22 protein-coding genes and 1 pseudogene are annotated in these 24,221 nt (G+C 72.0%); 19 read left to right on the forward strand and 4 right to left on the reverse strand.

All coding sequences use genetic code 11. The features are described 5' to 3' along the window. Positions 1–35 precede the first annotated feature (35 nt). Entirely contained in the window at positions 36–1,166 is a 1,131-nt protein-coding gene (gene mnmA / locus PV963_RS32365; protein ID WP_274819845.1) for a tRNA 2-thiouridine(34) synthase MnmA, read from the forward strand. 533 nt (positions 1,167–1,699) lie between these two features. Here the strand turns inward: mnmA and PV963_RS32370 are convergent. Both PV963_RS32370 and PV963_RS32375 read right to left on the reverse strand, forming a co-directional pair. Continuing rightward, a complete protein-coding gene (locus PV963_RS32370) occupies positions 1,700–2,482 on the reverse strand; it encodes an alpha/beta fold hydrolase (protein WP_274819847.1) in 783 nt (260 codons plus the stop codon). A 61-nt stretch (positions 2,483–2,543) separates the two neighbouring features. Beyond that, positions 2,544–2,867, reverse strand: coding sequence for a DUF427 domain-containing protein (locus PV963_RS32375; protein ID WP_274819848.1), 324 nt, complete (start codon positions 2,865–2,867; stop codon positions 2,544–2,546). A gap of 31 nt (positions 2,868–2,898) precedes the next feature. Between PV963_RS32375 and PV963_RS32380 the strand changes: the two are divergent. From PV963_RS32380 to PV963_RS32405, 6 genes and pseudogenes are all read left to right on the forward strand, one after another. Then, positions 2,899–3,336, forward strand: a pseudogene (locus PV963_RS32380) (hypothetical protein). Further along, the gene (locus PV963_RS32385; protein ID WP_274819849.1) at positions 3,333–3,872 is read left to right on the forward strand and encodes a TIGR00730 family Rossman fold protein; all 540 of its coding nucleotides are present in this window, start codon (positions 3,333–3,335) and stop codon (positions 3,870–3,872) included. Before PV963_RS32380 ends, PV963_RS32385 begins: the two are co-directional and overlap by 4 nt. A gap of 41 nt (positions 3,873–3,913) precedes the next feature. Further along, positions 3,914–4,612, forward strand: coding sequence for an SDR family oxidoreductase (locus PV963_RS32390; protein ID WP_274819850.1), 699 nt, complete (start codon positions 3,914–3,916; stop codon positions 4,610–4,612). 29 nt (positions 4,613–4,641) lie between these two features. Beyond that, complete coding sequence (locus PV963_RS32395; RefSeq protein ID WP_274819851.1) at positions 4,642–5,649, forward strand: methionine synthase; 1,008 nt, start codon at positions 4,642–4,644, stop codon at positions 5,647–5,649. A 15-nt stretch (positions 5,650–5,664) separates the two neighbouring features. Then, complete coding sequence (gene ligA, locus PV963_RS32400) at positions 5,665–7,860, forward strand: NAD-dependent DNA ligase LigA (protein WP_274819852.1); 2,196 nt, start codon at positions 5,665–5,667, stop codon at positions 7,858–7,860. 257 nt (positions 7,861–8,117) lie between these two features. Continuing rightward, positions 8,118–10,400 carry a putative bifunctional diguanylate cyclase/phosphodiesterase gene (locus PV963_RS32405; RefSeq protein ID WP_274819854.1) on the forward strand — a complete coding sequence of 761 codons (2,283 nt, stop codon included), beginning with the start codon at positions 8,118–8,120 and terminating at the stop codon, positions 10,398–10,400. 168 nt (positions 10,401–10,568) lie between these two features. Here PV963_RS32405 and PV963_RS32410 read toward each other — a convergent pair whose 3' ends face one another. Further along, positions 10,569–11,156, reverse strand: coding sequence for a TetR/AcrR family transcriptional regulator (locus PV963_RS32410; RefSeq protein WP_150483176.1), 588 nt, complete (start codon positions 11,154–11,156; stop codon positions 10,569–10,571). A gap of 87 nt (positions 11,157–11,243) precedes the next feature. Here PV963_RS32410 and PV963_RS32415 point away from each other — a divergent pair, with 87 nt between their 5' ends. From PV963_RS32415 to gatB, 5 genes are all read left to right on the forward strand, one after another. Then, entirely contained in the window at positions 11,244–11,615 is a 372-nt protein-coding gene (locus PV963_RS32415) for a DUF4267 domain-containing protein (RefSeq protein ID WP_274819857.1), read from the forward strand. Between the two features lie 176 nt (positions 11,616–11,791). After that, positions 11,792–12,088 (forward strand): Asp-tRNA(Asn)/Glu-tRNA(Gln) amidotransferase subunit GatC, encoded by a 297-nt coding sequence (gatC, locus tag PV963_RS32420; protein ID WP_004925108.1) that lies wholly within the window; start codon positions 11,792–11,794, stop codon positions 12,086–12,088. Positions 12,089–12,094: 6 nt separating this feature from the next. Continuing rightward, positions 12,095–13,594 (forward strand): Asp-tRNA(Asn)/Glu-tRNA(Gln) amidotransferase subunit GatA, encoded by a 1,500-nt coding sequence (gatA, locus tag PV963_RS32425; RefSeq protein WP_274819864.1) that lies wholly within the window; start codon positions 12,095–12,097, stop codon positions 13,592–13,594. Further along, the gene (locus tag PV963_RS32430) at positions 13,591–13,830 is read left to right on the forward strand and encodes a hypothetical protein (RefSeq protein WP_086601598.1); all 240 of its coding nucleotides are present in this window, start codon (positions 13,591–13,593) and stop codon (positions 13,828–13,830) included. Before gatA ends, PV963_RS32430 begins: the two co-directional genes overlap by 4 nt. Positions 13,831–13,845: 15 nt before the next feature. Next, positions 13,846–15,360, forward strand: a complete 1,515-nt coding sequence (gene gatB / locus PV963_RS32435) for an Asp-tRNA(Asn)/Glu-tRNA(Gln) amidotransferase subunit GatB (RefSeq protein ID WP_274819866.1) — start codon at positions 13,846–13,848, stop codon at positions 15,358–15,360. A gap of 64 nt (positions 15,361–15,424) precedes the next feature. On the opposite strand, the gene PV963_RS32440 is transcribed toward gatB, so the two are convergent. Beyond that, complete coding sequence (locus PV963_RS32440; protein WP_274819868.1) at positions 15,425–16,228, reverse strand: SAM-dependent methyltransferase; 804 nt, start codon at positions 16,226–16,228, stop codon at positions 15,425–15,427. Between the two features lie 190 nt (positions 16,229–16,418). On the opposite strand from PV963_RS32440, the gene PV963_RS32445 reads away from it, so the two are divergent. The 7 genes from PV963_RS32445 to PV963_RS32475 all read left to right on the forward strand — a co-directional run bounded on the left by PV963_RS32445 (position 16,419) and on the right by PV963_RS32475 (position 24,214). Beyond that, a complete protein-coding gene (locus tag PV963_RS32445; RefSeq protein WP_274819870.1) occupies positions 16,419–16,838 on the forward strand; it encodes a hypothetical protein in 420 nt (139 codons plus the stop codon). Positions 16,839–17,031: 193 nt separating this feature from the next. Beyond that, the gene (locus tag PV963_RS32450) at positions 17,032–19,278 is read left to right on the forward strand and encodes an MMPL family transporter (protein WP_274819872.1); all 2,247 of its coding nucleotides are present in this window, start codon (positions 17,032–17,034) and stop codon (positions 19,276–19,278) included. Further along, positions 19,256–19,831 (forward strand): GNAT family N-acetyltransferase, encoded by a 576-nt coding sequence (locus PV963_RS32455; RefSeq protein ID WP_274819874.1) that lies wholly within the window; start codon positions 19,256–19,258, stop codon positions 19,829–19,831. Before PV963_RS32450 ends, PV963_RS32455 begins: the two co-directional genes overlap by 23 nt. Before the next feature lie 35 nt (positions 19,832–19,866). Beyond that, complete coding sequence (locus PV963_RS32460) at positions 19,867–20,397, forward strand: hypothetical protein (RefSeq protein WP_274819875.1); 531 nt, start codon at positions 19,867–19,869, stop codon at positions 20,395–20,397. A 199-nt stretch (positions 20,398–20,596) separates the two neighbouring features. After that, on the forward strand, positions 20,597–20,782 hold the full coding sequence (locus PV963_RS32465; RefSeq protein WP_274819877.1) for a hypothetical protein: 186 nt from the start codon (positions 20,597–20,599) through the stop codon (positions 20,780–20,782). A 140-nt stretch (positions 20,783–20,922) separates the two neighbouring features. Continuing rightward, entirely contained in the window at positions 20,923–23,967 is a 3,045-nt protein-coding gene (locus PV963_RS32470) for a helix-turn-helix transcriptional regulator (protein ID WP_274822181.1), read from the forward strand. Positions 23,968–24,016: 49 nt separating this feature from the next. Next, positions 24,017–24,214 (forward strand): DUF6191 domain-containing protein, encoded by a 198-nt coding sequence (locus PV963_RS32475; RefSeq protein WP_274819878.1) that lies wholly within the window; start codon positions 24,017–24,019, stop codon positions 24,212–24,214. Positions 24,215–24,221: the final 7 nt, after the last annotated feature.

Here is a 24,221-nt window from a genome sequence, read left to right on the forward strand (position 1 = left end):
CCTTGGTTCCCGCGCCCCCTTACCCTGGAAGGGTTATGACTCACACCCCGCAGCGCACCCGTCCCCTCCGCGTCCTGGCCGCCATGTCCGGCGGAGTCGACTCCGCCGTCGCCGCCGCCCGCGCGGCCGAGGCGGGCCACGACGTGACCGGCGTCCACCTCGCGCTCTCCGCCAACCCCCAATCCTTCCGCACGGGCGCGCGGGGCTGTTGCACCATCGAGGACTCGCGCGACGCCCGCCGCGCCGCGGACGTCATCGGCATCCCCTTCTACGTCTGGGACCTCGCCGACCGCTTCCGTGAGGACGTCGTCGAGGACTTCGTCGCCGAGTACGAGGCCGGTCGCACCCCCAACCCCTGCCTGCGCTGCAACGAGAAGATTAAGTTCGCGGCGCTGCTGGACAAGGCGCTGGCGCTGGGCTTCGACGCGGTCTGCACCGGCCACTACGCCAAGGTGATCGTGCACGAGGACGGCACCCGCGAGCTGCACCGCGCCTCCGACATGGCAAAGGACCAGTCGTACGTCCTCGGTGTCCTGGACGACAGGCAGCTCGCCCACGCGATGTTCCCGCTCGGCGACACGGTCACCACCAAGGACGAGATCCGCGCCGAGGCCGAGCGCAGGGGCCTGGCCGTCGCCAAGAAGCCCGACTCGCACGACATCTGCTTCATCGCCGACGGCGACACCCAGGGCTTCCTGGCGGGCCGGCTCGGCAGGTCCGAGGGCGCCATCGTCGACGAGTCCGGCAACCGGCTCGGCACGCACGAGGGCGCGTACGGCTTCACCATCGGCCAGCGCAAGGGCCTGCGCATCGGCACCCCGGCGCCCGACGGCAAGCCGCGCTACGTCCTCGACATCTCCCCGGTCACCAACACGGTCACGGTCGGCCCGGCCGACGCGCTGGACGTCAACGCCCTGACCGCGATCAAGCCGCGCTGGTGCGGCGTCGCCCCCACCGGCCCGGGCACCTACACGGCCCAGCTCCGCGCCCACGGCGGCGAGACCGAGGTCACCGCCGAGCTGGTCGACGGCCGGCTGGAGGTGTCGTTCGCGGAGCCGGTCCGCGGCGTCGCCCCCGGCCAGGCGATCGTCCTGTACGACGGCACACGGGTGGTGGGCTCGGCGACGATCGCGTCGACCAGGCGAGCGACGGCGGGCGTGGCCTGACGCTGCGGTGACCGGGCGTCTGACGCTGGTGACCCAGGGGCTGACGCGTTGGTACTCGAGATCTGACGCGTCGGCAGCCGGGGTCTGACGCGTCGGTACTCGGGGTCTGGCGCTGTGGTGCCCCGGGGCCCGGGGCCTGACGCATCGCCACCCGGGGACTGACGCTGCGGTGCCCAGGGCCCGACGCTGCGGCCCCCGGGACCCGACGCATCGAAACCCGACGTCCGACGCTGCGGCAACCCGGGACCCGACGCATCGCCACCCGGCGCCCGACGCTGCGGCAACCCGGGGCCTGGCACCGCGGGCATCACTGGCCTTCCGCTGCGCGGAGTCGGCGCCTGACACTGCGCGTTCCCCATCTGATCCCGCGGACGTCCAGAGCCGCCCCCGCGGCGCCGCCGCGCGACCCCGACGGCAGCTCGAGGCGACCCCGACGGCACCCCGGGGGCACCCGAGACAGGCTCCACGCGCGCGTGCCCCGTCCCTCTCGGGCCCGTCCCTCTCGGCCCTAGTCCTTCTCAGCGCCGTCCCTCTCAGCCCCGCGTGAAGAACTCCACCAGCACCGGTGCCAGCACGTTCGGCTCCACCATGTGCGTCTGGCCCTGGAGCGTGCGGTACGACCCGTCGGGGACGGAGTCCGCGATCGCCCGGGCCGCCTCGCGGAGCCAGGCCGGGCTCGCGTCGCCCGCGACCGCCAGGACGGGGACGCCGATCGAGGCCAGCCGGGCGCGCGGGACCCGGCCGTCGCGCATGACGGCGTCGTCGTAGGCGAGGCTCGGGGCGATCGTCTCCATGCCGGCCCACATGGGGGACTGGCGGGCGCCCTGGATCACCCCCTCGGCCAGGCCGGTGAGCCGCAGGAACAGCTCGACCGCGTCCCCGCGCCGCCCCTCGCCGAGCGCCTCCGTCAGACGCGCGGTGTACTCCGCGCGCTCCCTGGCGCCCTCCTCGGACATCGCGAACGGCGTCTCGTAGACCGCGACGCGCCGCACCGGCAGGCCGCTCGCCGCCGCCTCCAGCGCCAGTGCCCCGCCCGACGAGATGCCGTACAGGAACGCCTCGCCGCCCACCGCCTCGATCACCGCGGCAAGGTCCTCGACCTCGCGCTCCACGGCGTACGGCGCCGTGTCCCCGCTGGCACCGCGGCCCCGGCGGTCGTACACGACGGCCTGGAAACGCTCCGAGAGCGACACGGCGAGCGGCGCCAGGGTGCCGCCTGTCGACATCGCGCCGCTCACCAGGACGACCGCGGGGCCCCGGCCGGTGCTCTCGTAGGCGATGCGGGTGCCGTCGCGCGAAAGGATCCTCTTGTCCATGTCAGTGCAGACTGCCGCACGGCACGGATTTCATCGATGAGGCGGGCCGCGCGTCAGCCGATCACATCACTTCCACTTCGTAGAAGCACAGGTGGTCCTTGATCTCCGCGACGTCCGGCCTGGGCTCCGGATACGCCCAGACGAGGTCCGCGGCGTCCGGCAGCGACCAGTAGGACGCGGTGCCCTTGAACGGGCAGTACGTGCGCGTGCCGGACGGTGTCAGCAGGTCCAGGCGTACGTCCTCGGCCGGGATGTAGTAGCGATCGGGACAACCCGTCTCGCGCAGGACCAGCGGCCGGTCGCTCTCCGCCAGGACCTGCCCGGCGTGCACGACGCGCACGGGCCGGCCGCTCCGCTCGATGGTGATGCGATGCCCGGTGGTCACGATCGCCCTCCTTGGGTAGCCGACTCCCCGGATACAGCGCACGCCGAAGCGGAGTTCTTCCCTCCCCGCAGGAGGCCACTCATGCGCCCGGCGCGCGGTGCGGGACGCCTGGCTGCGGCTGCGATACCGCGACCACATCGCGTACTACCGTGCGGTGATGGCCTCGGACGCGGCGCGCAGCGCGGAGGCGGCGGTGGGGCACGGTCTTCGGCCGCACCACCGCACGCTGGAGATCGGCTGCGGCAACCTGCGCGCCGGGCGCCTGTTCATCGACTAGCTCGACGCCGGGCACTACTACGGCATCGACATCTCGCCGCACATCCTGCGCCGGACGGCGACGCTGACCGAACCAGCCGCCGAGCACGGCCCGGACGCCCGGTTCATGGACGACTGGCAACAACTCCCGCACCGGCAGTCCGAAATGCGGGTCACCATGACGGCGGACCGGGCCCGTACGGTGGGCGCATGAACATCTGTGTCTTCCTGTCCGCCATGGACCTCGACGAGCGCTACACCCGTCCCGCGCGGGAGTTCGCCAAGCTGCTGGGCAAGGGCGGCCACACCCTTGTGTGGGGCGGCTCGGACGTCGGCCTCATGAAGGTGGTCGCCGACGGGGTGCAGGAGGCGGGCGGCCGGCTCGTCGGCGTCTCCGTGCAGTTCCTGTCGGCCAAGGCCCGTCCCGGCGTCGACGAGATGGTCGTCGCCCGTGACCTCGCCGAGCGCAAGAAGCTGCTCCTGGAGAAGGCCGACGCCGTGGTGATCATGGTTGGCGGTACCGGCACGCGCGACGAGGCGACCGAGATCCTGGAACTGAAGAAGCACGGCCACACGGACAAGCCCGTGGTCCTGCTCAACACCGCGGGCTTCTACGACGGCCTGAAGGAGCAGTTCCGCCGCATGGAGGACGAGGGCTTCCTGCCCCGCCCGCTCACCGACCTGGTGTTCTTCGCGGAGGAGCCGGTGGGGGCGCTGGCGTACCTGGAGGAGAGCCGGGGCGTGGCGTGAACCCGGGCTGGTGCCCGGCGTGACCCTCGCGTGATGCGAGCATGGCGGGCATGGCTACTCATGTGATCACCGGAGCCGGCTCCGGCATCGGCGCCGCCGTGGCCCGCCGTCTGCACGCGCGCGGGGACGACCTCGTGCTGCACGCGCGCGACGCGGGCCGCGCGAAGGAACTGGCGGCCGAGTTCCCCGGGGCGAAGACCCTCGTCGGCGACCTGGCCGACCCCGACAAGCTCTCCTGGGCCTTCTCCCACCAGTCGCTGCCCGACCGCGTGGACTCGCTGCTGCACATCGCCGGGGTCGTCGACCTCGGCCCGGTCGGCGAGCTCACCCCGAAGACCTGGCGCCACCAGCTCAACGTCAACCTCGTCGCCCCGGCCGAGCTGACCCGCCACTTCCTGCCCCAGCTGCGCGCCGCCCGGGGCCACGTGGTCTTCGTCAACTCCGGCGCCGGCCTGAGCGCCCACGCCGACTGGTCCGCGTACGCCGCCTCCAAGCACGGTCTGAAGGCCCTCGCCGACTCGCTCCGCCACGAGGAGCACGGCAATGGCGTCCGCGTCACCTCGGTCTACCCCGGCCGCACGGCCAGCCCCATGCAGGCCAAGGTCCACCGGCAGGAGGGCAAGGAGTACGACGCCTCGAAGTGGATCGACCCCGAGTCGGTCGCCACGACGATCCTGATGGCCCTGGACCTGCCGAGGGACGCCGAGGTCAACGACCTGACGGTACGACCGGGGAACTGACCGGCCGGGCCGCTGCGTAGGCTGCTCCGGTGAGCGAAAACAGCCAGTTCAGGTTCGGTGCCGCAACAGGTGTCGGCTCCATGCCCGGGGGCGACGCCCGGGAAGCCGCCAGAACCGTCACCGGAACCTTCGAGGACTTCCCCTTCCTGCCCGAACTGCCCGCCCGCGGGCCCGGCGCGGACATGATCGGGCGGACCGCCGGCATGCTCGTCGAGCTGTACGCGCGCGTGGAGCCCAGCGGCTGGCGGCTCGGCGACCGTCCGGGACGGGACACCAAGCGGGCCCGCTCCTGGCTCGGCCAGGACCTCGACGCGCTGGAGGAATTCACGCAGGAGTACGCCGGGCCGCTGAAGGTCCAGGCCGTCGGGCCCTGGACCCTCGCCGCCGGCCTGGAGCTGCGGAACGGCGAGGCCGTCCTCTCCGACCCCGGAGCCTGCCGCGACCTCGCTGCCTCCCTCGCCGAGGGGCTCGGCCTGCACCTCGCCGAGGTCCAGCGGCGGGTCCCCGGCGCGCAGCTCGTCCTCCAGCTCGACGAGCCGTCCCTCACCGCCGTCCTGCGCGGCCAGGTGAAGAGTGCCAGCGGCTACCGCACGCACCGGGCCGTCGACCGGCAGATCGTCGAGGGCGCGCTCCGCGACGTCGCCGCGGTGCACGCCGGCGGTCCGGTCGTCGTCCACTCCTGCGCACCGGACGTCCCGTTCGCCCTGCTGCGCCGGGCGGGCGCGGCGGCCGTCTCCTTCGACTTCTCCCTGCTCACCGAGCGTGACGACGAGGTGATCGGCGAGGCGGTGGAGGGCGGCACCCGGCTCTTCACCGGTGTCGTCCCGACCACGGAGGGCCCATTGTCAGACCCTGCCGGTAGCGTCATGGGTGTCAGGACGCTGTGGCGCAGGCTGGGGCTGTCACCGGGGCTTCTCGCGGAGGCGGTCACGGTCACCCCGGCGTGCGGACTCGCGGGGGCCTCCCCAGGGTACGCGCGCACGGCTCTCGCCCACTGCGTCCGGGCGGCGAGATCCCTCGCGGACAACCCAGAGTAACGGGAGGACGACACGGTGGCCGGCGACAAGCAAGCGGAGACGACGACGGTGCCCGCCGAGGCACGGGAGAAGCACGCGCGCCTCGCGGAGCAGATCGAGGAGCACCGCTTCCGCTACTACGTGAAGGACGCTCCCGTCGTCAGCGACGCGGAGTTCGACCAGCTGCTGCGTTCCCTGGAGGCACTGGAGGAGGAGTTCCCGGAGCTGCGCACCCCCGACTCACCGACCCAGAAGGTCGCGGGGTCGTACGAGACGGAGTTCACGGCGGTCGAGCACCGCCAGCGCATGCTCTCCCTCGACAACACCTTCAACGACGAGGAGCTCGCCGCCTGGTCGGAGCGCATCGCGAGGGAACTGGGCGAGCAGGACTACCACTTCCTGTGCGAGCTGAAGGTCGACGGCCTCGCCGTGAACCTCACCTACGAGCACGGCCGTCTGACCCGCGCGGCGACCCGCGGCGACGGCCGCACCGGCGAGGACATCACTCCGAACGTCCGGACGATCGCGGAGATCCCGGAGCGCCTCAAGGGCGACTCCGTCCCCGACCTCGTGGAGATCCGCGGCGAGGTCTACTTCCCGATGGAGAAGTTCCAGGAGCTCAACGCCCGCCTGGTCGAGGCCGGTGACAAGCCCTTCGCCAACCCGCGCAACGCGGCTGCCGGTTCACTGCGCCAGAAGGACCCGCGCGTCACGGCCACCCGCCCGCTGCACATGGTGGTCCACGGCATCGGCGCCCTGGAGGGCTTCACCGGCCTGACCCGCCTCTCCCAGGCCTACGACCTGCTCAAGACCTGGGGCCTGCCCACCTCCCGGCACAACAAGGTGGTCGACGGCGTCGACGGCGTGCGGGAGTTCATCGCCTACTTCGGCGAGAACCGCCACTCCGTGGAGCACGAGATCGACGGCGTGGTCGTCAAGCTCGACGAGATCCCGCTCCAGGGCCGCCTCGGCTCCACCTCGCGCGCACCGCGCTGGGCGATCGCGTACAAGTACGCGCCGGAGGAGGTCAACACCAAGCTCGTCAACATCCGCGTGGGCGTGGGCCGCACGGGCCGCGTCACGCCGTACGCCCAGGTCGAGCCGGTCACGGTCGCGGGCTCCGAGGTCGAGTTCGCCACGCTGCACAACCAGGACGTGGTCAAGGCCAAGGGCGTCCTCATCGGTGACACGGTGGTGCTGCGCAAGGCCGGTGACGTCATCCCGGAGATCCTCGGGCCCGTCGCCGACCTGCGGGACGGCAGCGAGCGCGAGTTCGTGATGCCGGCCGAGTGTCCCGAGTGCGGTACGGCCCTCAGGCCGATGAAGGAGGGCGACGTCGACCTGCGCTGCCCGAACGCCCGCACCTGCCCGGCCCAGTTGCGCGAGCGCCTGTTCTACCTGGCGGGCCGCAAGGCGCTGGACATCGAGCACTTCGGCTACGTCGCCGCCGCCGCGCTCACCAAGCCGCTGGAGCCCGAGGACCCGCCGCTGGTGGACGAGGGCGACCTGTTCGACCTCACCGTCGAACAGCTGCTGCCCATCAAGGCGTACGTCCTCGACCCGGACAGCGGTCTGCCCAAGCGCGACCCGAAGACCGGCGAGGAGAAGGTCGCCACGATCTTCGCCAACCAGGAGGGCAAGCCCAGGAAGAACGCGCTTGCCATGCTGGAGAACATCGCGGCGGCCAAGCAGCGCCCGCTCGCCCGGATCATCACCAGCCTGTCGATCCGTCACGTCGGCCCGGTCGCCGCCGAGGCGCTGGCCCGCGAGTTCCGCTCGATCGAGCGCATCGACCAGGCCACGGAGGAGGAGCTGGCGGCCACCGAGGGCGTCGGCCCGACCATCGCCGCCTCCCTCAAGCAGTGGTTCGCCGAGGACTGGCACCGCGAGATCATCCGAAAGTGGAAGGCCGCCGGCGTCCGCATGGAGGAGGAGAGCAGCGGCGAGGACGAGGGGCCGCGCCCGCTCGAAGGACTCACCGTCGTCGTCACGGGCACCCTCGAACACTTCACGCGGGACGGCGCCAAGGAGGCGCTGCAGAGCCGCGGAGCGAAGGTGACCGGCTCGGTTTCGAAGAAGACGTCATTCGTCATTGTGGGTGACAGTCCTGGATCGAAATACGACAAGGCGATGCAGCTGAAGGTCCCGGTCCTGAACGAGGAGGGTTTCGGGGTCCTTCTGGAACAAGGGCCGGACGCGGCGGCCGAAGTCGCCCTTTCGGCTGAGGAGTAGCGGTTGAAGGCCACCCGATCGGCGCATACCAGATGCATACGGGTGGCTGGGGCGCATTCGGGCAACCGTCGGCGACCGCTGCCCGTGGAAGCCTTCTGCGGCCTACTGTTGAGATGTGCGCCTGCCGTGCCCAGCTGCGGTCGGGGCATCTTCGTGCTCGCGGAGCACGGGGAAGGGTTTTCCAACGCGGGCCGCCCGAGGGTTGTCGGGCACCGGGCCGCGGGGCGTGGGCACCGCCGGCTGTGAGAGGGACGGGAATGGAACCGACCGAGAGCGCCGTGCCGGGCTCACGGCTGCGTCTGCGCCGCATGGCGGTCGTATGGCGTGCAGTCCGTGGGACGGGCCGGCCGGCGGGGCGTCCGGGCGCGGAAGTGCGCGCCGTCGGACAGTACACCGCGGACGGGCGCAGCTCCGGGGGGCGCGCCGCGGCGGACGGCCGTGGCGCCGCACAGCCGGTCACCGACCACACGTCCGGCCTGACCGGCGAGGACGCGGACACGGAACGGCACCTGTCCTGGCCCGCGCTGCCCGCGGCGGTCGTCGCGGCGGCCGGGTTCGTCCTGGGCGCCGGCTTCTACCGCGCCTTCACCGGCGGCCACGCGCTCTTCCCGTCCGGCACGGCCGGCTGGGCACTGGCCGTGCTGACCGGCATCATCGTCGGCCACCTCGTCATGCTCGGCCGCTCCCGCTGGTGGGGCGGCACCGGCTCGGGCGCCGCCCTCACCCTCGCCGTGCTGCTGCTGTACGGCTGGGTACCGGCCGGCATGGTCAGCCTCACGGTCGTCGTGCTGGTCGGCGTAGCCCGCCGCAACCGCTGGCGCCAGGGCATCCTGCACGGGGCGGTCGACCTCCTCGGCATCGGCGCCGGCGCCCTGGTGCTGGGCGTCTTCGGCTCCGTACCGTCCGTCGAGTCCCCCTCGGATCCGGACAGCTGGACGCTCTACACCGCGCCCGAGGTGGCCATGGTCGCCGTCTCCTACCTGGCGGTCACCCGTGTCCTGCTGTGGTATCTGCACGCCCCGCGCTCCGGCCTGCCCACCGTCGCCCGCACCGCCCTGGTCAGACAGGGCCTGGTCGCGGTCGCGCTACTGGGGATCGCGCCGCTGGTCTGCGTGGTGGCCATGGCCAAGCCGATCCTGCTGCCGCTGTTCTCCATCCCCCTCATCGCCCTGGACTCCACGCTCTGGATAGCCCGGGCCCGGGCCGAGGAGCAGCTGCGCGACCCGCTGACCGGGCTGCCCAACCGTCAGTGGCTGCTGGAGCGCATCTGGACCGCGCTGGACGACGCCGAGCGGATCGACGCGCGCGCCGCCCTGATGCTGATCGACCTCGACCGTTTCCGGTCGGTCAACGACACCCTCGGTCATCTGGCCGGTGACCGGCTGCTCCTCCAGATCGCCGACCGGCTGCGGGTGGCGCTGCCGCGCGGGGCTGAGGCCGCACGGCTCGGCGGGGACGAGTTCGCCGTCTTACTGCCGGTCGCCGACTCCACGACGTCCGCGACCCGGATCGCCCGCAACCTGGTCGCCGCCCTCAGCTCCCCGCTCGACCTCGACGGCCTCACCCTCGTCCTGGAGGCCAGCGCCGGGGTCGCCGTCTTCCCCGACCACGCGCTGGACGCCGAAGGGCTGCTGCGGCGGGCGGACGTCGCGATGTACCAGGCGAAGCGGGACCGTACGGGCGTGGAGGTCTACGAGTCCAAGCGCGACTCGAACACCCCGGACCGGCTCGGTCTGCTGGGAGACCTCCGCAGAGCGCTGGACGCCCACGAGGTCGAGCTGCACTACCAGCCCAAGGTCCGCTTCGACGGACAGGTCGCGGGTCTGGAGGCCCTGGTCCGCTGGGTGCATCCCGAGCGGGGCAAGGTGCCGCCGGACGAGTTCATAGCGATCGCCGAGTCCTCCGGCCTGATGCCCCACCTCACCGAGTACGTCCTGGAGACCGCGCTCGCCCAGGTCGCTCGGTGGCGGGCGCAGGGACTGTTCGTCCCGGTCGCGGTCAACGTCTCCCCGCGTGACGTCCACACCCCCGGCTTCGCCGGCTCGGTCGCCGCGCGGCTGGCCCGGCACGGCGTCCCGGCGGGAGCGCTCCAACTGGAGATAACGGAACACGTCCTCCTGGAGGACCCGCAGCGCGCCGCCGACACCCTCAACGGGCTGACCGGGCACGGCGTGAAGATGTCCCTGGACGACTTCGGCACGGGCTACTCGTCGCTGGTGCACCTGCGCAAGCTCCCGGTCAGCGAACTGAAGATCGACCGCTCGTTCGTCGCCCGGCTCGCCGTCGACACCGAGGACGCGGAGATCGTGCGCTGCACGGTCGACCTCGCGCACTCCCTCGGCCTGCTCGTCGTCGCCGAGGGCGTCGAGGACGACGAGACCTGGGAGCGCCTGCGCGACCTCGGCTGCGACGCCGTCCAGGGCTGGCTGGTCGCGGCGGCGATGCCCCCGGAGGAGACCACGGCGTGGTTGCGGGCGCGGGGGCCCCGGGGGTGGCAGCGGCCGCGCGCCGCGCTGCCCGCGGCGACGGCCGACGAGTGACCCTTCCTCTCTCCGTCCCGCTCGCCCGGCCCCGCGGTTCGGGCGAGGGGTGAACCTCTTCCGCCGGTGGCCGCCCGGCGGTCGGGCCTCCCGTCCGTGCGGCGCGGAACGGCGGCAGCGGTTCGTGGCGCGCGGTACTCCGCCGCTCCACTCCTCCCACAGGAGCGCTCAGTCCATGCCCTGAGGCACGAAGTGGCCGATCAGCAGCGCCAGTCGTCGCTCGTGCGCCTCCTCGGGCAGCCGGCCGCTGCGCATCAGGGTCACCAGCCCGTGCAGCCCCGCCCAGTACGTCTCCGTCAGCAGCCCCGTGTCCTCGCCCTCGGCCGCGATCGGCTCGACGGCCTGCAGTAGTTCGCCGAAGGCGTCCTGCAAGGCCGCCGGCGCCTCGGGTGTGGCGAACGGCAGGTCCACGGGGAGCGTGAAGATCGCGTCGTAGAGCGCGGGCCGCCGCCGGGCGAAGGCGGTGTACGCTCCGCCCACCGCCGCCAGCGCCTCGCGGGCGCTCCCGGCCGCCGTGCGCGCCGCCCGAAGCTCGTCTGCCAGGTCCGCGCAGCCCTGTACCGCCACCGCGGCCATGATCGCGCCCTTGCCCTTGAAGTGGCTGTAGAGGACCGGCTGGCTGTACTCGATCTCCTCGGCCAGTCGACGCGTGGTCACCGCGTCCCAGCCTTCCGCCTCCGCCAGTTCCCGTGCGGCCGTCACGATCAGCCGCTCGCGTTCCGCTCGTTCGCGCTCCCGGCGCGTCTGGATCGTCATACCGAAAGTCTAGCACCGCTAGCGTTCCTGTCAGCGCTCTGCTAGCTTCGCTCTTGTCCCTAGCGCTGCTAGAAAACGAGGAGAGACGTGACCGTCACCGCGTACACCCTGGCCGTCGTGCTCAACCTGTTCTGCCTGTTCCTCGGCTACCGGTTCCTGTTCCAGCCCGCCTCTTCCGCCGCCGGTTACGGCGTTCCGGCCGACCCCGGGGGCGATGCCGGCCCCTATCTGACGATCAAGGGCCTGCGGGACGGCACCTTCGGGCTCGTCGGTCTGGCGCTGCTCGCCTTCGCGGGGGCCCGGGCCGAGGCCTGGTTCATGCTCGGCGTGGCACTCGTGCCGCTCGGGGACACGCTGATCGTGCTGCGCCACGGCGGTACGAAGGCGGTGGCCTTCGGGATCCACTTCGCCACCGCGGTCGTCGTCCTGATCAGCGCCGGACTGCTCTTCGCGGTCTGAGTGCGCCCCAGCCTCAGCCGGCGGTTCGCAGGTGTCGTTTCGCCCTCGGCGAGGTCACCCCCGAGGTCTGGGGGAACCGCCGTCACTGACCGGCGCGGCAAACCGTTTCACGGGCACGGCCCCCCGCCCCATAGGATTACGCCAAACCACATTCACTCACCCCAGAGGATCGCTGCATGCCTGGCATCACGCGCGAGGAGGTCGCCCACCTCGCCCGGCTGGCGCGTCTGGAGCTGAAGCCCGAAGAGCTCGACCACTTCGCGGGACAGCTGGACGACATCATCGGCGCGGTGGCCCGCGTCAGCGAGGTCGCCGACCAAGACGTACCGCCGACCTCGCACCCGCTCCCGCTGACGAACGTCATGCGCCCGGACGAGGTCCGTCCCTCGCTCACCCCCGAGCAGGCGCTCTCCGGAGCCCCGGCCCAGGAGCAGCAGCGTTTCAAGGTGCCGCAGATCCTGGGGGAGGAGTAACCCGCCATGACGGACAGCCCCATCATCAAGCTCACGGCCGCCGAGACCGCCGCGAAGATCGCTTCCGGCGAGCTCACGGCCGTCGAGGTCACCGAGGCCCACCTGGCCCGGATCGAGGCCGTCGACGAGAAGGTGCACGCCTTCCTGCACGTCGACCGCGAGGGCGCGCTAGCCCAGGCCCGTGCCGTCGACGAGAAGCGGGCCAAGGGGGAGAAGCTCGGTCCGCTGGCCGGCGTTCCCCTGGCGCTCAAGGACATCTTCACCACCGAGGGGATCCCGACCACGGTCGGTTCGAAGATCCTCGAAGGCTGGATCCCGCCGTACGACGCGACCGTCACCAAGCGGCTGAAGGCCGCCGACGTGGTGATCCTCGGCAAAACCAACATGGACGAGTTCGCCATGGGGTCCTCCACCGAGAACAGCGCCTACGGCCCGACCGGCAACCCCTGGGACCTGACCAGGATCCCCGGCGGCTCCGGCGGCGGTTCCTCCGCCGCGCTCGCCTCCTTCCAGGCCCCGCTCGCCATCGGCACCGACACCGGCGGTTCCATCCGCCAGCCCGCCGCCGTCACCGGCACGGTCGGCGTGAAGCCGACGTACGGCGGGGTGTCGCGGTACGGCATGGTCGCCTTCTCCTCCTCCCTCGACCAGGGCGGTCCCTGCGCCCGCACGGTCCTGGACGCGGCCCTGCTGCACGAGGTGATCGCCGGCCACGACCCGATGGACTCCACCTCGATCGACGCCCCGGTCCCGCCGGTCGTCGAGGCCGCTCGCAACGGCAGCGTCGAGGGCATGCGCGTCGGCGTCGTCCAGCAGTTCCGCGGCGAGGGCTACCAGGCCGGTGTCATCCAGCGGTTCGACGAGTCCGTCGCGCTGCTGAAGGAACTGGGCGCCGAGATCGTCGAGCTGGACTGCCCGTCCTTCGACCTGGCGCTGTCGGCGTACTACCTGATCGCGCCGTCCGAGTGCTCCTCCAACCTCGCCCGCTTCGACGGCCTGCGCTACGGCCTGCGGGCCGGCGACGACGGCACGCACTCCGCCGAGGAGGTCACCTCCCTGACCCGCGAGGCCGGCTTCGGCCCCGAGGTCAAGCGCCGCATCATGCTCGGCACGTACGCGCTGAGCTCCGGCTACTACGACGCGTACTACGGCAGCGCGCAGAAGGTCCGCACGCTCATCAAGCAGGACTTCGACAAGGCGTTCGAGCAGGTCGACGTGATCGTCTCCCCGACGACCCCGACCACCGCCTTCCCGATCGGCGAGCGCGCCGACGACCCGATGGCGATGTACCTCGCCGACCTGTGCACCATCCCGACCAACCTGGCGGGCAACGCGGCCATGTCGCTGCCGTGCGGCCTCGCCCCGGAGGACAACCTCCCGGTCGGACTGCAGATCATCGCCCCGGTCATGAAGGACGACCGCCTCTACAAGGTCGGCGCCGCCGTCGAGGCCGCCTTCGTGGAAAAGTGGGGCCACCCGCTGATCGAGGAGGCTCCGTCGCTGTGAGCGCACTGTCCAAGGCCAAGGGCTTCAAGAGCTCCAAGTCCGGTCTGTACATCTCGATGGCCACGTCGGCCTTCGGCGCCGTCGGCGTCTACAAGCAGATCAAGAAGGCCCGCGGAGACAACGACACGCTGCGGCTGCTCGACGCCGTCGTGACCGGTGCCGCGGTCGTCACCAACCTGGCCATTCTCTACCGCGAGCTGAAGCGGCTGGGCGACGACGACGTCCTGCTGGGCTGAGAGGGAAGTTTCACCGTGACCACCACGACAGACCTGGTGTCGTACGAGGAAGCACTCGCCTCCTACGACCCCGTCATGGGCCTCGAGGTCCATGTCGAACTCGGCACCAAGACCAAGATGTTCTGCGGCTGTTCGACCGCCCTCGGGCAGGACGCCAACGCGCAGACCTGCCCCGTCTGCCTCGGCCTGCCCGGCGCGCTCCCGGTCGTCAACGCGACCGGCGTCGAGTCCGCGATCAAGATCGGCCTCGCGCTGAACTGCGAGATCGCCGAGTGGTGCCGCTTCGCCCGGAAGAACTACTTCTATCCGGACATGCCGAAGAACTTCCAGACCTCCCAGTACGACGAGCCGATCGCCTTCAACGGCTACCTCGACGTGCAGCTGGAGGACGGCGAGACCTTCCGCGTGGAGATCGAGCGCGCCCACATGGAGGAGGACACCGGCAAGTCCACCCACGTGGGCGGCGCGACGGGCCGTATCCACGGCGCCTCGCACTCGCTCCTGGACTACAACCGCGCCGGCATCCCGCTCATCGAGATCGTCACCAAGCCGATCGTCGGCGCGGGCGAGCGTGCCCCCGAGGTGGCGAAGGCGTACGTCCGTGAGCTGCGCGAGGTCATCAGGGCGCTCGGCGTCTCCGAGGCCCGTATGGAGATGGGCCAGATGCGCTGCGACGTGAACCTGTCGCTGCGCCCGAACGGCACCGAGAAGTTCGGCACGCGGTCCGAGACGAAGAACGTCAACTCGCTCAGGTCCGTGGAGCGCGCGGCCCGCTTCGAGATCCAGCGGCACGCGGCCGTGCTGAGCGGCGGCGGGACGATCGTCCAGGAGACCCGGCACTTCCACGAGGACACGGGGTCGACGACCTCGGGCCGCGTGAAGGAGGAGGCCGAGGACTACCGGTACTTCCCGGAGCCCGACCTCGTCCCGGTGGCCCCGTCCCGCGAGTGGGTCGAGGAGCTGCGGGCCGCGCTGCCCGAGCTGCCGCTGGTCCGCCGCAACCGGCTCCGCGAGGAGTGGGGCGTCTCGGCCACCGACATGCAGGCGATCCTCAACGCCGGTGCGCTGGAGCCCATCGTCGCCACCATCGAGGCCGGGGCCGACGCCGCCTCCGCCCGCAAGTGGTGGATGGGCGAGCTGGCCCGCAGCGCCAACGAGTCGGGCAAGGCCCTGGACGAGCTGGCGATCACGCCGCAGCAGGTCGCCCGGGTCACCGAGCTGGTCGCGAAGGGTGACCTGAACGACAAGCTGGCCCGTCAGGTCATCGAAGGCGTCCTCGCGGGCGAAGGCACCCCGGACGAGGTCGTCGACAAGCGCGGTCTGAAGGTCGTCTCCGACGAGGGCGCGCTCACCGCCGCCGTCGACGAGGCCATCGCCGGCAACCCGGCCATCGCGGACAAGATCCGCGGCGGCAAGGTGGCCGCGGCCGGCGCGCTGGTCGGCGCGGTCATGAAGGCGACCAGGGGCCAGGCCGACGCGGCCCGCGTCAAGGAACTGATCCTTCAGAAGCTGGGCGTCAGCGAGGGCTGAGCCCGTCCGCGGACCCGGCAGAGGGGGGATGCGCCGAACCCGGTGCATCCCCCCTCTCAGTCATCTACGGGCGACGCCCCACGACCCGGACGAAGCCCAGCGTGCGGCCCTGGTCGAGGCGCAGCATCTCGGCGCACTGTCCGGCCATCCGGACGTGCCACTCGTCCGTGTGCTCCTCGGCCACGACCTCGCACCAGCGCAGCCAGTCGCGCCAGCCGTCGTCCAGCCAGTCGGCCGTCTCGACCTCCACGGTCCCGCTGCGGGTCCACTGGCGCCGCCACCAGGCGACCGAGTGGAAGCACCAGAAATCCGGCTCCCAGTACGGCTTGAGGTGCTCCGGCGGCTCGACGCCGTCGATCTCCTCGCGCAGCGCCGGTACGACGACCCCGATCCGCCCGCCCGGCTTCAGCAGCCGGGTCAGCCTGGGCAGATACAGGTCGTCGGTGCCGAAGTACTGGTACGCGTCGATGGAGACGATCGCGTCGAAGCCGCCGTCGCCGAACGGCAGGTCGTGCGCCTCGGCGAACACGGGCAGGACACGGTCCGCGACGCCGGCCTCGGCGATCCGGGCCGCGTTCCCGCCGGGCTTGACCCACAGGTCGGCGGCGGTGACCTGGAGGTCGTACTCCCTGGCGAGGAAGACGGACGTCATGGCGCGGCCGCAGCCCAGGTCGAGCACGCGTGAGCCGGGGCTCAGGGTGTCGAGCCCCAGGGCCGGGGCCAGCCACTCCAGCAGCCACAGCGCGTGCGGGCCCATCTGGTTCTCGATGGTCCAGCGGGCGTCGTAGCGGTTGCTGCGCGGGTAGCGGGGGTGGCTGACGCGGTCAGTGAGGGGGTCGTTCGAGGTGCGGGAAGTGATGTCCGACATCGGTGAACGGGCTCCTTGAGTCCTTGAGGAAAAAGGGGGATGCGTCGGAGCTCGGCCGGACCGTCAAACAATGCACCTGCTTCGGGTGGGCGGCGGGGTGCCGCGGGCGTACCTCGGACCAGCGGACGCTAACAGCCGGCCCGTCGGCCCCGCACTCGGTTTTCCCGCCCGACGCGCTACCGTCTCGGCCATGAGTGGACGCGCTGATTCCGACACCGATCCTGAGATAACGGACCCGGAGGCAGCCGCCGCGCAGGACACCGAGCCGGATGCCGCGCCGGACGAGCCGGATGCCGTACCGGACGAGCCGGATGCCGTACCGGACGAGGCGGACGACGAGCCGGACGACGCCGACGATCCGGCGGAGGGCGCGCGGCGGGCCCGCTGGACGGCCGCCGGCACCGGCGCCGTCCTGGCCCTCGCGGGGCTGGCCGCGGCACTGCTCCGCCTCACCCGCTCCGCACCGGCGCTCGTCCCGGCGGCGTACGCCGGCGGAGCGGCCGTCTGCGCGGGCGCCGCCGTGCTGGGCTCCCGGGGACGCACGCGGCGGGCGCTGTGGCTGCTGATCGCGGGCGCGATGGTGATGGCGCTGGGGGACCAGTTCGACTGAGGGCGACAGAGTTCACCTGGTTGTCTTGTGAGCTGTCTCTCCCTGTTGTGAATAAGGCCACGAAAGCGACAAATGATCTCGTGTGCCTGTAAGAGTGGCTTCGCATTGCTCATGCGTTCTTTGCGGGCTGTTCAGTTCATGGACGACTGCTCCCGGTCAAAGATCCACAAAAGTCACCCTGGGAGCACGTTTCGTGGCAGCCCTCGCACGCTGGTGTGTCCGACGCCGTCTGGTCACCGTTCTGCTCTGGCTCCTCGCCTTCGCGGGGGTCGCCGCGGGCGCCGCGGTCGCCGGCTCCGCGTACTCGAACGACTACCAGGTCCCCGGCACCGAGTCGGGCCGCGCCAGCCAGCTGCTGCACGAGGACTTCCCGCAGCTCGGCGGCGACAGCGACACCGTCGTGTGGCACACGACGTCCGGCAGCGTCCGCGCCGCCGACGTCGAACAGACGATGACCCGTGCCCTGCAACGCGTCGAGAACCTGCCCGGCGTGGCCTCCGTGACCAGCCCCTACGACGGGCCGGGGGCGGGACGCGTCAGCGCGGACGGCCGTACGGCGTACGCCACGGTCACCTTCGACGACCAGGCGCAGGACATCAACCGGTCCGAGGCGCAGGCCGTCGTCGACACCGCGAAGAGCGCTCAGACCGACGGGCTCCAGGTGGAGCTGGGCGGCAGCGCCGTCGCGCTCACCGAGTCCTCCGGGGGACACCTCGCCGAGGTCATCGGCGTGGTCGTCGCCGCGGTCGTGCTGTTCCTCGCCTTCGGCTCGCTCGCCGCGTCCCTGCTGCCCATCGCCACCGCCCTGGTCGGCGTCGGCACCGCCTACGCCGGGATCGTGCTGCTCGGGCACGTCATGACCGTCGCCGACTTCGCCCCCATGCTCGGCATGCTGATCGGGCTCGGCGTCGGCATCGACTACGCGCTGTTCGTCGTGACGAGACACCGGCGCGGGCTGAAACGCGGGCTGTCCGTGACCGAGGCTGCCACCAACGCCGTCGCGACCACGGGACGGGCGGTCGTCTTCGCGGGTGCCACCGTTTGCATCGCCCTGCTGGGCATGCTGATCCTGCGGCTGAGCTTCCTCAACGGCGTCGCCATAGCCGCCAGCCTGACCGTGATCCTCACCGTCGCGGCCTCCGTGACCCTGCTGCCCGCCCTGCTGTCCCTCATCGGCATGCGGGCGCTCAGCCGCCGCGAGCGCCGCCGCCTGGCGGAGCACGGGCCCGAACCCGAGCTGCCCACGGGCTTCGCCGCCCGCTGGTCGGCGTTCGTGGAGCGCCACCCCAAGGTGCTCGGGGCGGTCGCGCTGGTGGTCATGGCCGTCCTCGCGCTGCCCACGTTCTCCCTGCACCTGGGCACCTCCGACCAGGGCAACGACCCCAAGACGTCCACCACCCGCCAGGCCTACGACCTCCTCGCCGACGGCTTCGGCCCCGGCGTCAACGGCCCGCTCACCCTCGTCACGAAGGTCGACGGAGCCGACGACAAGCTCGCCCTGGACAACCTCGACGGCACGCTCCGGGCCACCGAGGGCGTCGCCTCGGTGACGCCGGTGACGTTCGGCTCCGGCGGCCACAGCGCGTACCTGACCGTCGTACCGGAGTCCTCGCCGCAGTCGAAGCAGACCAGCGACCTCGTCGACCGGCTGCGCGAGAAGGTGCTGCCCCGTGCCGAGGCGGGCACCTCGCTCGACACGCAGGTCGGCGGCATGACGGCCGGCTACGACGACTTCGCCGACGTCATCGTCTCCAAGCTGCCCGTCTTCATCGGGGTCGTGATCGGCCTGGGCTGTCTGCTGCTCCTGCTCGCCTTCCGGTCGATCGGCATCCCGCTGAAGGCCGCCGCGATGAACGTCGCCGCCGTGGCCTCCGCTTTCGGAGTGGTCGTCGCGATGTTCCAGTGGGGCTGGGGCAGCGAACTGCTCGGCCTCGGCAGCGCGGGGCCCATAGAGCCCTTCCTGCCCGTGATCATGGTGTCGGTGCTCTTCGGCCTGTCCATGGACTACCAGGTCTTCCTGGTGAGCCGGATGTACGAGGAGTGGCTGGAGACCGGCGACAACCGGCGTGCCGTCCGGATCGGCCTCGCCGAGACCAGCCGGGTGATCAACTCGGCGGCCGTCATCATGATCTCCGTCTTCCTCGCCTTCGTCCTCAGCGGCGACCGCGTGATCGCCATGTTCGGCATCGCCCTGGCCGCCGCCGTCGCCCTGGACGCCTTCGTCCTGCGCACGCTCCTCGTCCCCGCCCTGATGCACCTGCTCGGCGGCGCCAACTGGTGGCTGCCCCGCCGGCTGGACAAGTGCCTGCCGCGGATCAGCATCGAACCGCCCGAGGCCCGGGCCGCCCATGAGAGGCTGGCCGCCGCGACGGACGCCGAGGTGGCGGACGTCCTGGCGGAGGAGGAGCGGCAGCGGGATGTACGCGATATCCCTGGGTGACGACGGCGCCGAACTGCGGCCCCTCGAGCCCTGGCACGCGGAGGAGTTCTTCGCGCACCTGGAGCGGGGCAGGGAGTTCATCGGGCGGTTCATCAACTTCGGGTCGCAGGAGACGGACGTGGAGTCCGCGCGGGCCATGCTCCAGCGGTACGCCGACATGCGCGCCGCCGACACCCGCTCGCTGCACGGGCTGTGGCTGAACGGCAAGCTCGTGGGCGGCGTGCTGTTCCTGAACTTCGACGCCGCGAGCGGCAACTGCGAGGTCGGCTGCTGGCTGGAGCCCGCCGGGACCGGGCGTGGTCTGGTCACCCGGGCGATGCGCGTCCTCATCGACTGGGCGGTCGAGGAGCGCGGCATCCACCGGATCGAGTGGGTCGCCGCCTCGGGCAACCAGCCGAGCCTGAACGTGGCCCGGCGCCTCGGCATGACCCGCGACGGTGTGCGCCGCGAGGCCCACCCCTATGGTGGCGTACGGCACGATCTCGAAGTCTGGTCGGTGCTGGCGCCCGAGTGGCGCGCCGCACGCGCGCGTGCCGCTCACGACGATCATTAAGAGACTTCTCAGACAGCGACCCTACGGTGCGAGACATGGCAACGAACGCAGTGGATGAGACCGAGGCCACCGAGGCCACGACCGACGAGAAGGCGGTGGACACCACCAAGTCCGACGAGGTGACCCGGACCGAGGTCCCGGCCGAGACCGCCGAGACCAAGGAGGAGGGCCCCTCCGGCGTCGGCCAGGGCGCTGCCGCCGTGGTCTCCGCCGCGCTGGGCGTCGTCTCGCTCACCGGCAGCTGGCTCGGCACGGTGGCTGCCGCACGGCAGAACCTCATCGGTCAGCTGAAGACCGCGCAGAACGCGGACGTGGCCAAGCAGATCCAGGCGGTCTACGGCGACGCCTGGCAGACCACCGCCCTGTGGGGCGGCCTGTTCGCGCTGACGGCGCTGGTCGTCGGCGTCTTCGTGCTGGCCCGGCCGGCGTTCGGCACCCCCGGCAGGATCCAGGCCCCCTGGATCAAGTCGGTCGCCTGGGCGGGTGCCGCGCTCGGCGTGATCGGCCTGTTCCTGGCCGTCCTCAAGTACACCGGCATCCTGCTCGGCCTGCCGTCGGCCGGCTGAGTCACCGCAGGTCCTGAGGGGTCTTAGGGCATCCGTGAGCACCTTACGGAGGCCCTAAGACCCCTCAGCCGTGTCTAAGGCCCCGACCGCCCACGAAGATGCGGAACTCTCCCGATGTGGCAGCCCCGCCTGGGAGACGAAGGTGGAGGCATCGCAGAAAGCGAAGCCCAAGCACCCGACCTCTCCCGAAGGACACGCCATGTACGAGTACGAGTTCCAGCAGCTGCGCGCCGCCGACCTCATGCGCCGCGCCGACCACGAGCGCCAGGTCCGCGAGGCCGCCCGGGCCCGCCGCGCCGCCCGTCGCGAATCCGCCGAGGGCTCCGCCGAGCACGAGAGCCATAGCCGCCGCTTCCGCAGGCCCCGGTCCGCCCGGGCCGCGTGAACACGGGGGCGGGGCCGGCCCGGGCCGTGAGCGTCCGTACGGAAGCGGCTGCCGGTGTGGTGGCCGTGCGTGCGGAAGCGGGCGCCGGTCCCGTGGCCCGCCGCGGCAAATCCGGTGCCGTGCTGCCGGACGCGCATGCGATGCTCGGGACCGTGGAGACCAGGTCCGTCAGCCCCGTGTTCGTCGGCCGTGCCGAGGAGTTGGGCACGCTTCTCGACGCACTCGCACGCTCCCGCGAGGGAGAGCCGCAGGCACTGCTCATCGGCGGGGAGGCCGGAGTCGGCAAGACCCGCCTGGTGGAGGAGTTCGCCGCCGCCGCCCGTCACCGGGGCGCGGTGGTCGCACTGGGCGGCTGCGTCGAGATCGGCGCCGACGGACTTCCCTTCGCGGCTTTCTCCACCGCACTGCGCGCCCTGCGCTCCGCACTCCCCGGCGAGCTGGCCGCCGCGGCCGCCGGACAGGAGGAGGAACTGGCCCGGCTGCTGCCCGAGCTGGGCGAGTCGGGTACCGGGCGGCACGACGAGGACGGCATGGCCCGCCTCTTCGAACTCACCGCACGCCTGCTGGAGCGCGTCACCGCCGAACACACCGTCGTCCTCGCCCTGGAGGACCTGCACTGGGCCGACGCCTCCACCCGGCACCTGCTCTCCTACCTCTTCCGAACCCTGCGCACCGGCCGCCTCGTCGTCCTCGCCACCTACCGCGCCGACGACATCCACCGCCGCCACCCGCTCAGGCCCCTGCTCGCCGAACTCGACCGGCTCCGCACGATCCGCCGCCTCGAACTCGCCCGCTTCAACCGCGACGAGGTGTGCCGCCAGGTCGCCGGCATCCTCGCCCAGGACCCCGACCCGGACCAGATCGACGCGATTTTCGAACGCTCCGACGGCAACGCCTTCTTCGTCGAGGAACTCGCCGCCGCCCACGAGGGCTGCCGCACGGGCCTGCCCGACTCCCTGCGCGACCTGCTGCTCGTCCGGGTGGAAGGACTGCCGGAGACCGCCCAGCAGGTCGCCCGGATCGTCGCCGAGGGCGGCTCCACCGTCGAGTACCGGCTGCTGGCCGCCGCCGCCCGGCTCGCCGAGGACGACCTCATCGAGGCGTTGCGGGCCGCGGTGAACGCCAGCATCCTCACCCCCGCGCCCGGCGGCGACGGCTACCGCTTCCGCCACTCCCTGGTCCGCGAGGCCGTCAGCGACGACCTGCTCCCGGGCGAGCGCTCCCGTCTCAACCGCCGCTACGCCGAAGCCCTGGAGGCCGACCCGACCCTCGTCCCCGCCGACCAGCGCGCGACCCGCCTGGCCAGCTACTGGTACCACGCCCACGACGCGGCCAAGGCCCTGCCCGCCGTCCTCGACGCCTCCGTCGAGGCCCGCCGCCGCCACGCCTACGCTGAGCAACTGCGGCTGCTGGAGCGGGCGATGGAACTGTGGGACTCCGCCCCCGAAGCCGTACGCCGGACCCTGCGCCCCGTCGACTACGCCGAGGTCTACCCGCCCTGCGGCGGCGACCCGGAGACCAGCGCGCTGCGCCACCTCGACCTGCTGGCCGAGGCGGCCGTCGCCGGACGGCTCTGCGGGGAGCGCGAGAGCGCCCTGAAGATCACCAAGAGGGCGCTGCGCCTCCTGGACGAGGAGGACGACCCCCTGCGCGCCGCCTGGTTCTGGATCCAGCGCTCCCGGCTGGTGCAGCGGCTCGCCCGCGGCGACGGCTGGAAGGAGATCGCCACCGCGCAGGACCTGGTCCGCGGCCTGCCGCCGTCCGAGGTGCACGCCGAGGTGCTCGCCACGGTCGCCCACTGGTCGATGCTCCGCCAGCCGGGCCCGGAGGCCCTGACGGCCGCCGAGCGAGCGGTGGAGTACGCGCGCATGGTGGGCGCCGACGACATCGAGTCCAACGCCCGGCTCACCCTCGGCGCACTCATGATCGACGCCGGGCAGATCGAGGCCGGGCTGGCCCACATGTACCAGGTCAAGGACGAGGTCGAGGCCCGGGGGCTCGCGGTGGTCGTGGGCCGCAGCCATGTGAACCTGCCCTCCGCCCTGGAGGGCATCGGGCGCTCCGAGGAGTCCGTGGACGTCCTGCACGAGGGCCTGCGCCTCACCGGCAGGATGGGCCTGCGGGAGGCCGAGGGCTGGGTCTGGGGCAACCTCGCCGAGTCGCTCATCTCCCTGGGCCGCTGGGACGAGGCGGCCGAGGCGGCCGTCAACGCCCAGCGGCGCGGGCAGACGGCCGCGCCGTACGGGTCCGGCGCCAACAGCCTGGCGTTCCTCGCGCTCGCCCGCGGCCGGGTGACCGAGGCGGCTCGCCATCTCGCCGAGGGCCGCGCCTCCTACGGCCCGCACGACCCCATGCCGCAGCACGACCTCCCGGTCTCCTGCCTCACCATCGCCGTCGCCGTCGCCGAGGGCCGCCTCCCCGACGCCCGAGCCGAACTGGCCCGCACCCTGGAGTCCGGTTTCCCGCCCGGCACCCAGCGCTATGCCTGGCCGCTGCTGCTCGAAGCCGCCACGGCCGAGGCCGACGCCCGCGCGCTGCCGACCGCCTGGGACGGCCGTGCGGAGGTCCTGGCGAGCATCTTCGCAGCCGTCAAGTGCCTCACCACGAACGCCCCCGTCTGGCTCGCCCACGAGAAGTGGGTCCGCGCCGAACTCCACCGCGCCGAAAGCCGGAGCACCCCGGGCACCTGGTCGGAGGTGGTCACCGCCTTCGAACCCCTTCAGCGCCCTTACGACCTCGCCCGCGTCCGGTACCGCTTGGCCGAGTCACTGCTGACGGGCGGCGGCGAGGCCGGCGAGCGCGACCGCGCCACGGAACTGCTGCGCCTCACCCATGCCGTCGCCCGCCATCTCGGGGCCCGGCCGCTCGCCGACGCCGTCACCGCGCTCGCCCGGCGCGCGCGCCTGCCGCTCACGCCCGCCGCGGAACCGGCCCCCGCCCCCGCGGACCCCGCCGAGGCCCTCGGTCTCACCAGCCGGGAACGGGACGTGCTGCGCCTGGTCGCGGCCGGACACACCAACCGCCGGATAGCCGAGGAGCTGTTCATCTCCCCGAAGACCGCGAGCGTCCACGTCTCCAACATCCTGGCGAAGCTCGGCGTCTCCGGACGCGGCGAGGCGGCGGCGGTGGCGCACCGGCTGGGGCTGTTCCCGGCCGAATCCCTCACCTTCCGGTCGGCGGGCTGAGGCATACGCTGTAAAGGACGTCGGGGGAGTCGCGGCCCAGGGAGGCTTCGTGTTCAACGTGTTCGAGGAACTGTTCTCACCCGGCCGCAAGCACACCCGCGACGAGCAGAACCGCCTGGAACTGACCCGCGAGGACGTCGGGGACGGCGATCCGGGACGCGGGCCGATAGACCTGTCGTCCGGGAAGGTCGTCGTACGCCCGCCGCAGGAGCCGGACGCCGAAGACCCCGAGGATCCCGAGGACTGAGCCCGGG

Origin of the sequence: Streptomyces coeruleorubidus, assembly GCF_028885415.1 — a bacterium.
Classification (GTDB): domain Bacteria; phylum Actinomycetota; class Actinomycetes; order Streptomycetales; family Streptomycetaceae; genus Streptomyces; species Streptomyces coeruleorubidus_A.

Excerpts from the sequence above, each read along its gene's own strand:
- mnmA (WP_274819845.1), top strand. The coding sequence starts at position 36 with ATGACTCACACCCCGCAGCGCACCCGTCCCCTCCGCGTCCTGGCCGCC.
- PV963_RS32370 (WP_274819847.1), bottom strand. The coding sequence starts at position 2,482 with ATGGACAAGAGGATCCTTTCGCGCGACGGCACCCGCATCGCCTACGAG.
- PV963_RS32385 (WP_274819849.1), top strand. The coding sequence starts at position 3,333 with ATGAACATCTGTGTCTTCCTGTCCGCCATGGACCTCGACGAGCGCTAC.
- PV963_RS32390 (WP_274819850.1), top strand. The coding sequence starts at position 3,914 with ATGGCGGGCATGGCTACTCATGTGATCACCGGAGCCGGCTCCGGCATC.
- PV963_RS32405 (WP_274819854.1), top strand. The coding sequence starts at position 8,118 with ATGGAACCGACCGAGAGCGCCGTGCCGGGCTCACGGCTGCGTCTGCGC.
- PV963_RS32410 (WP_150483176.1), bottom strand. The coding sequence starts at position 11,156 with ATGACGATCCAGACGCGCCGGGAGCGCGAACGAGCGGAACGCGAGCGG.
- gatC (WP_004925108.1), top strand. The coding sequence starts at position 11,792 with ATGCCTGGCATCACGCGCGAGGAGGTCGCCCACCTCGCCCGGCTGGCG.
- gatA (WP_274819864.1), top strand. The coding sequence starts at position 12,095 with ATGACGGACAGCCCCATCATCAAGCTCACGGCCGCCGAGACCGCCGCG.
- PV963_RS32440 (WP_274819868.1), bottom strand. The coding sequence starts at position 16,228 with ATGTCGGACATCACTTCCCGCACCTCGAACGACCCCCTCACTGACCGC.
- PV963_RS32445 (WP_274819870.1), top strand. The coding sequence starts at position 16,419 with ATGAGTGGACGCGCTGATTCCGACACCGATCCTGAGATAACGGACCCG.
- PV963_RS32455 (WP_274819874.1), top strand. The coding sequence starts at position 19,256 with ATGTACGCGATATCCCTGGGTGACGACGGCGCCGAACTGCGGCCCCTC.
- PV963_RS32460 (WP_274819875.1), top strand. The coding sequence starts at position 19,867 with ATGGCAACGAACGCAGTGGATGAGACCGAGGCCACCGAGGCCACGACC.
- PV963_RS32465 (WP_274819877.1), top strand. The coding sequence starts at position 20,597 with ATGTACGAGTACGAGTTCCAGCAGCTGCGCGCCGCCGACCTCATGCGC.
- PV963_RS32470 (WP_274822181.1), top strand. The coding sequence starts at position 20,923 with ATGCTCGGGACCGTGGAGACCAGGTCCGTCAGCCCCGTGTTCGTCGGC.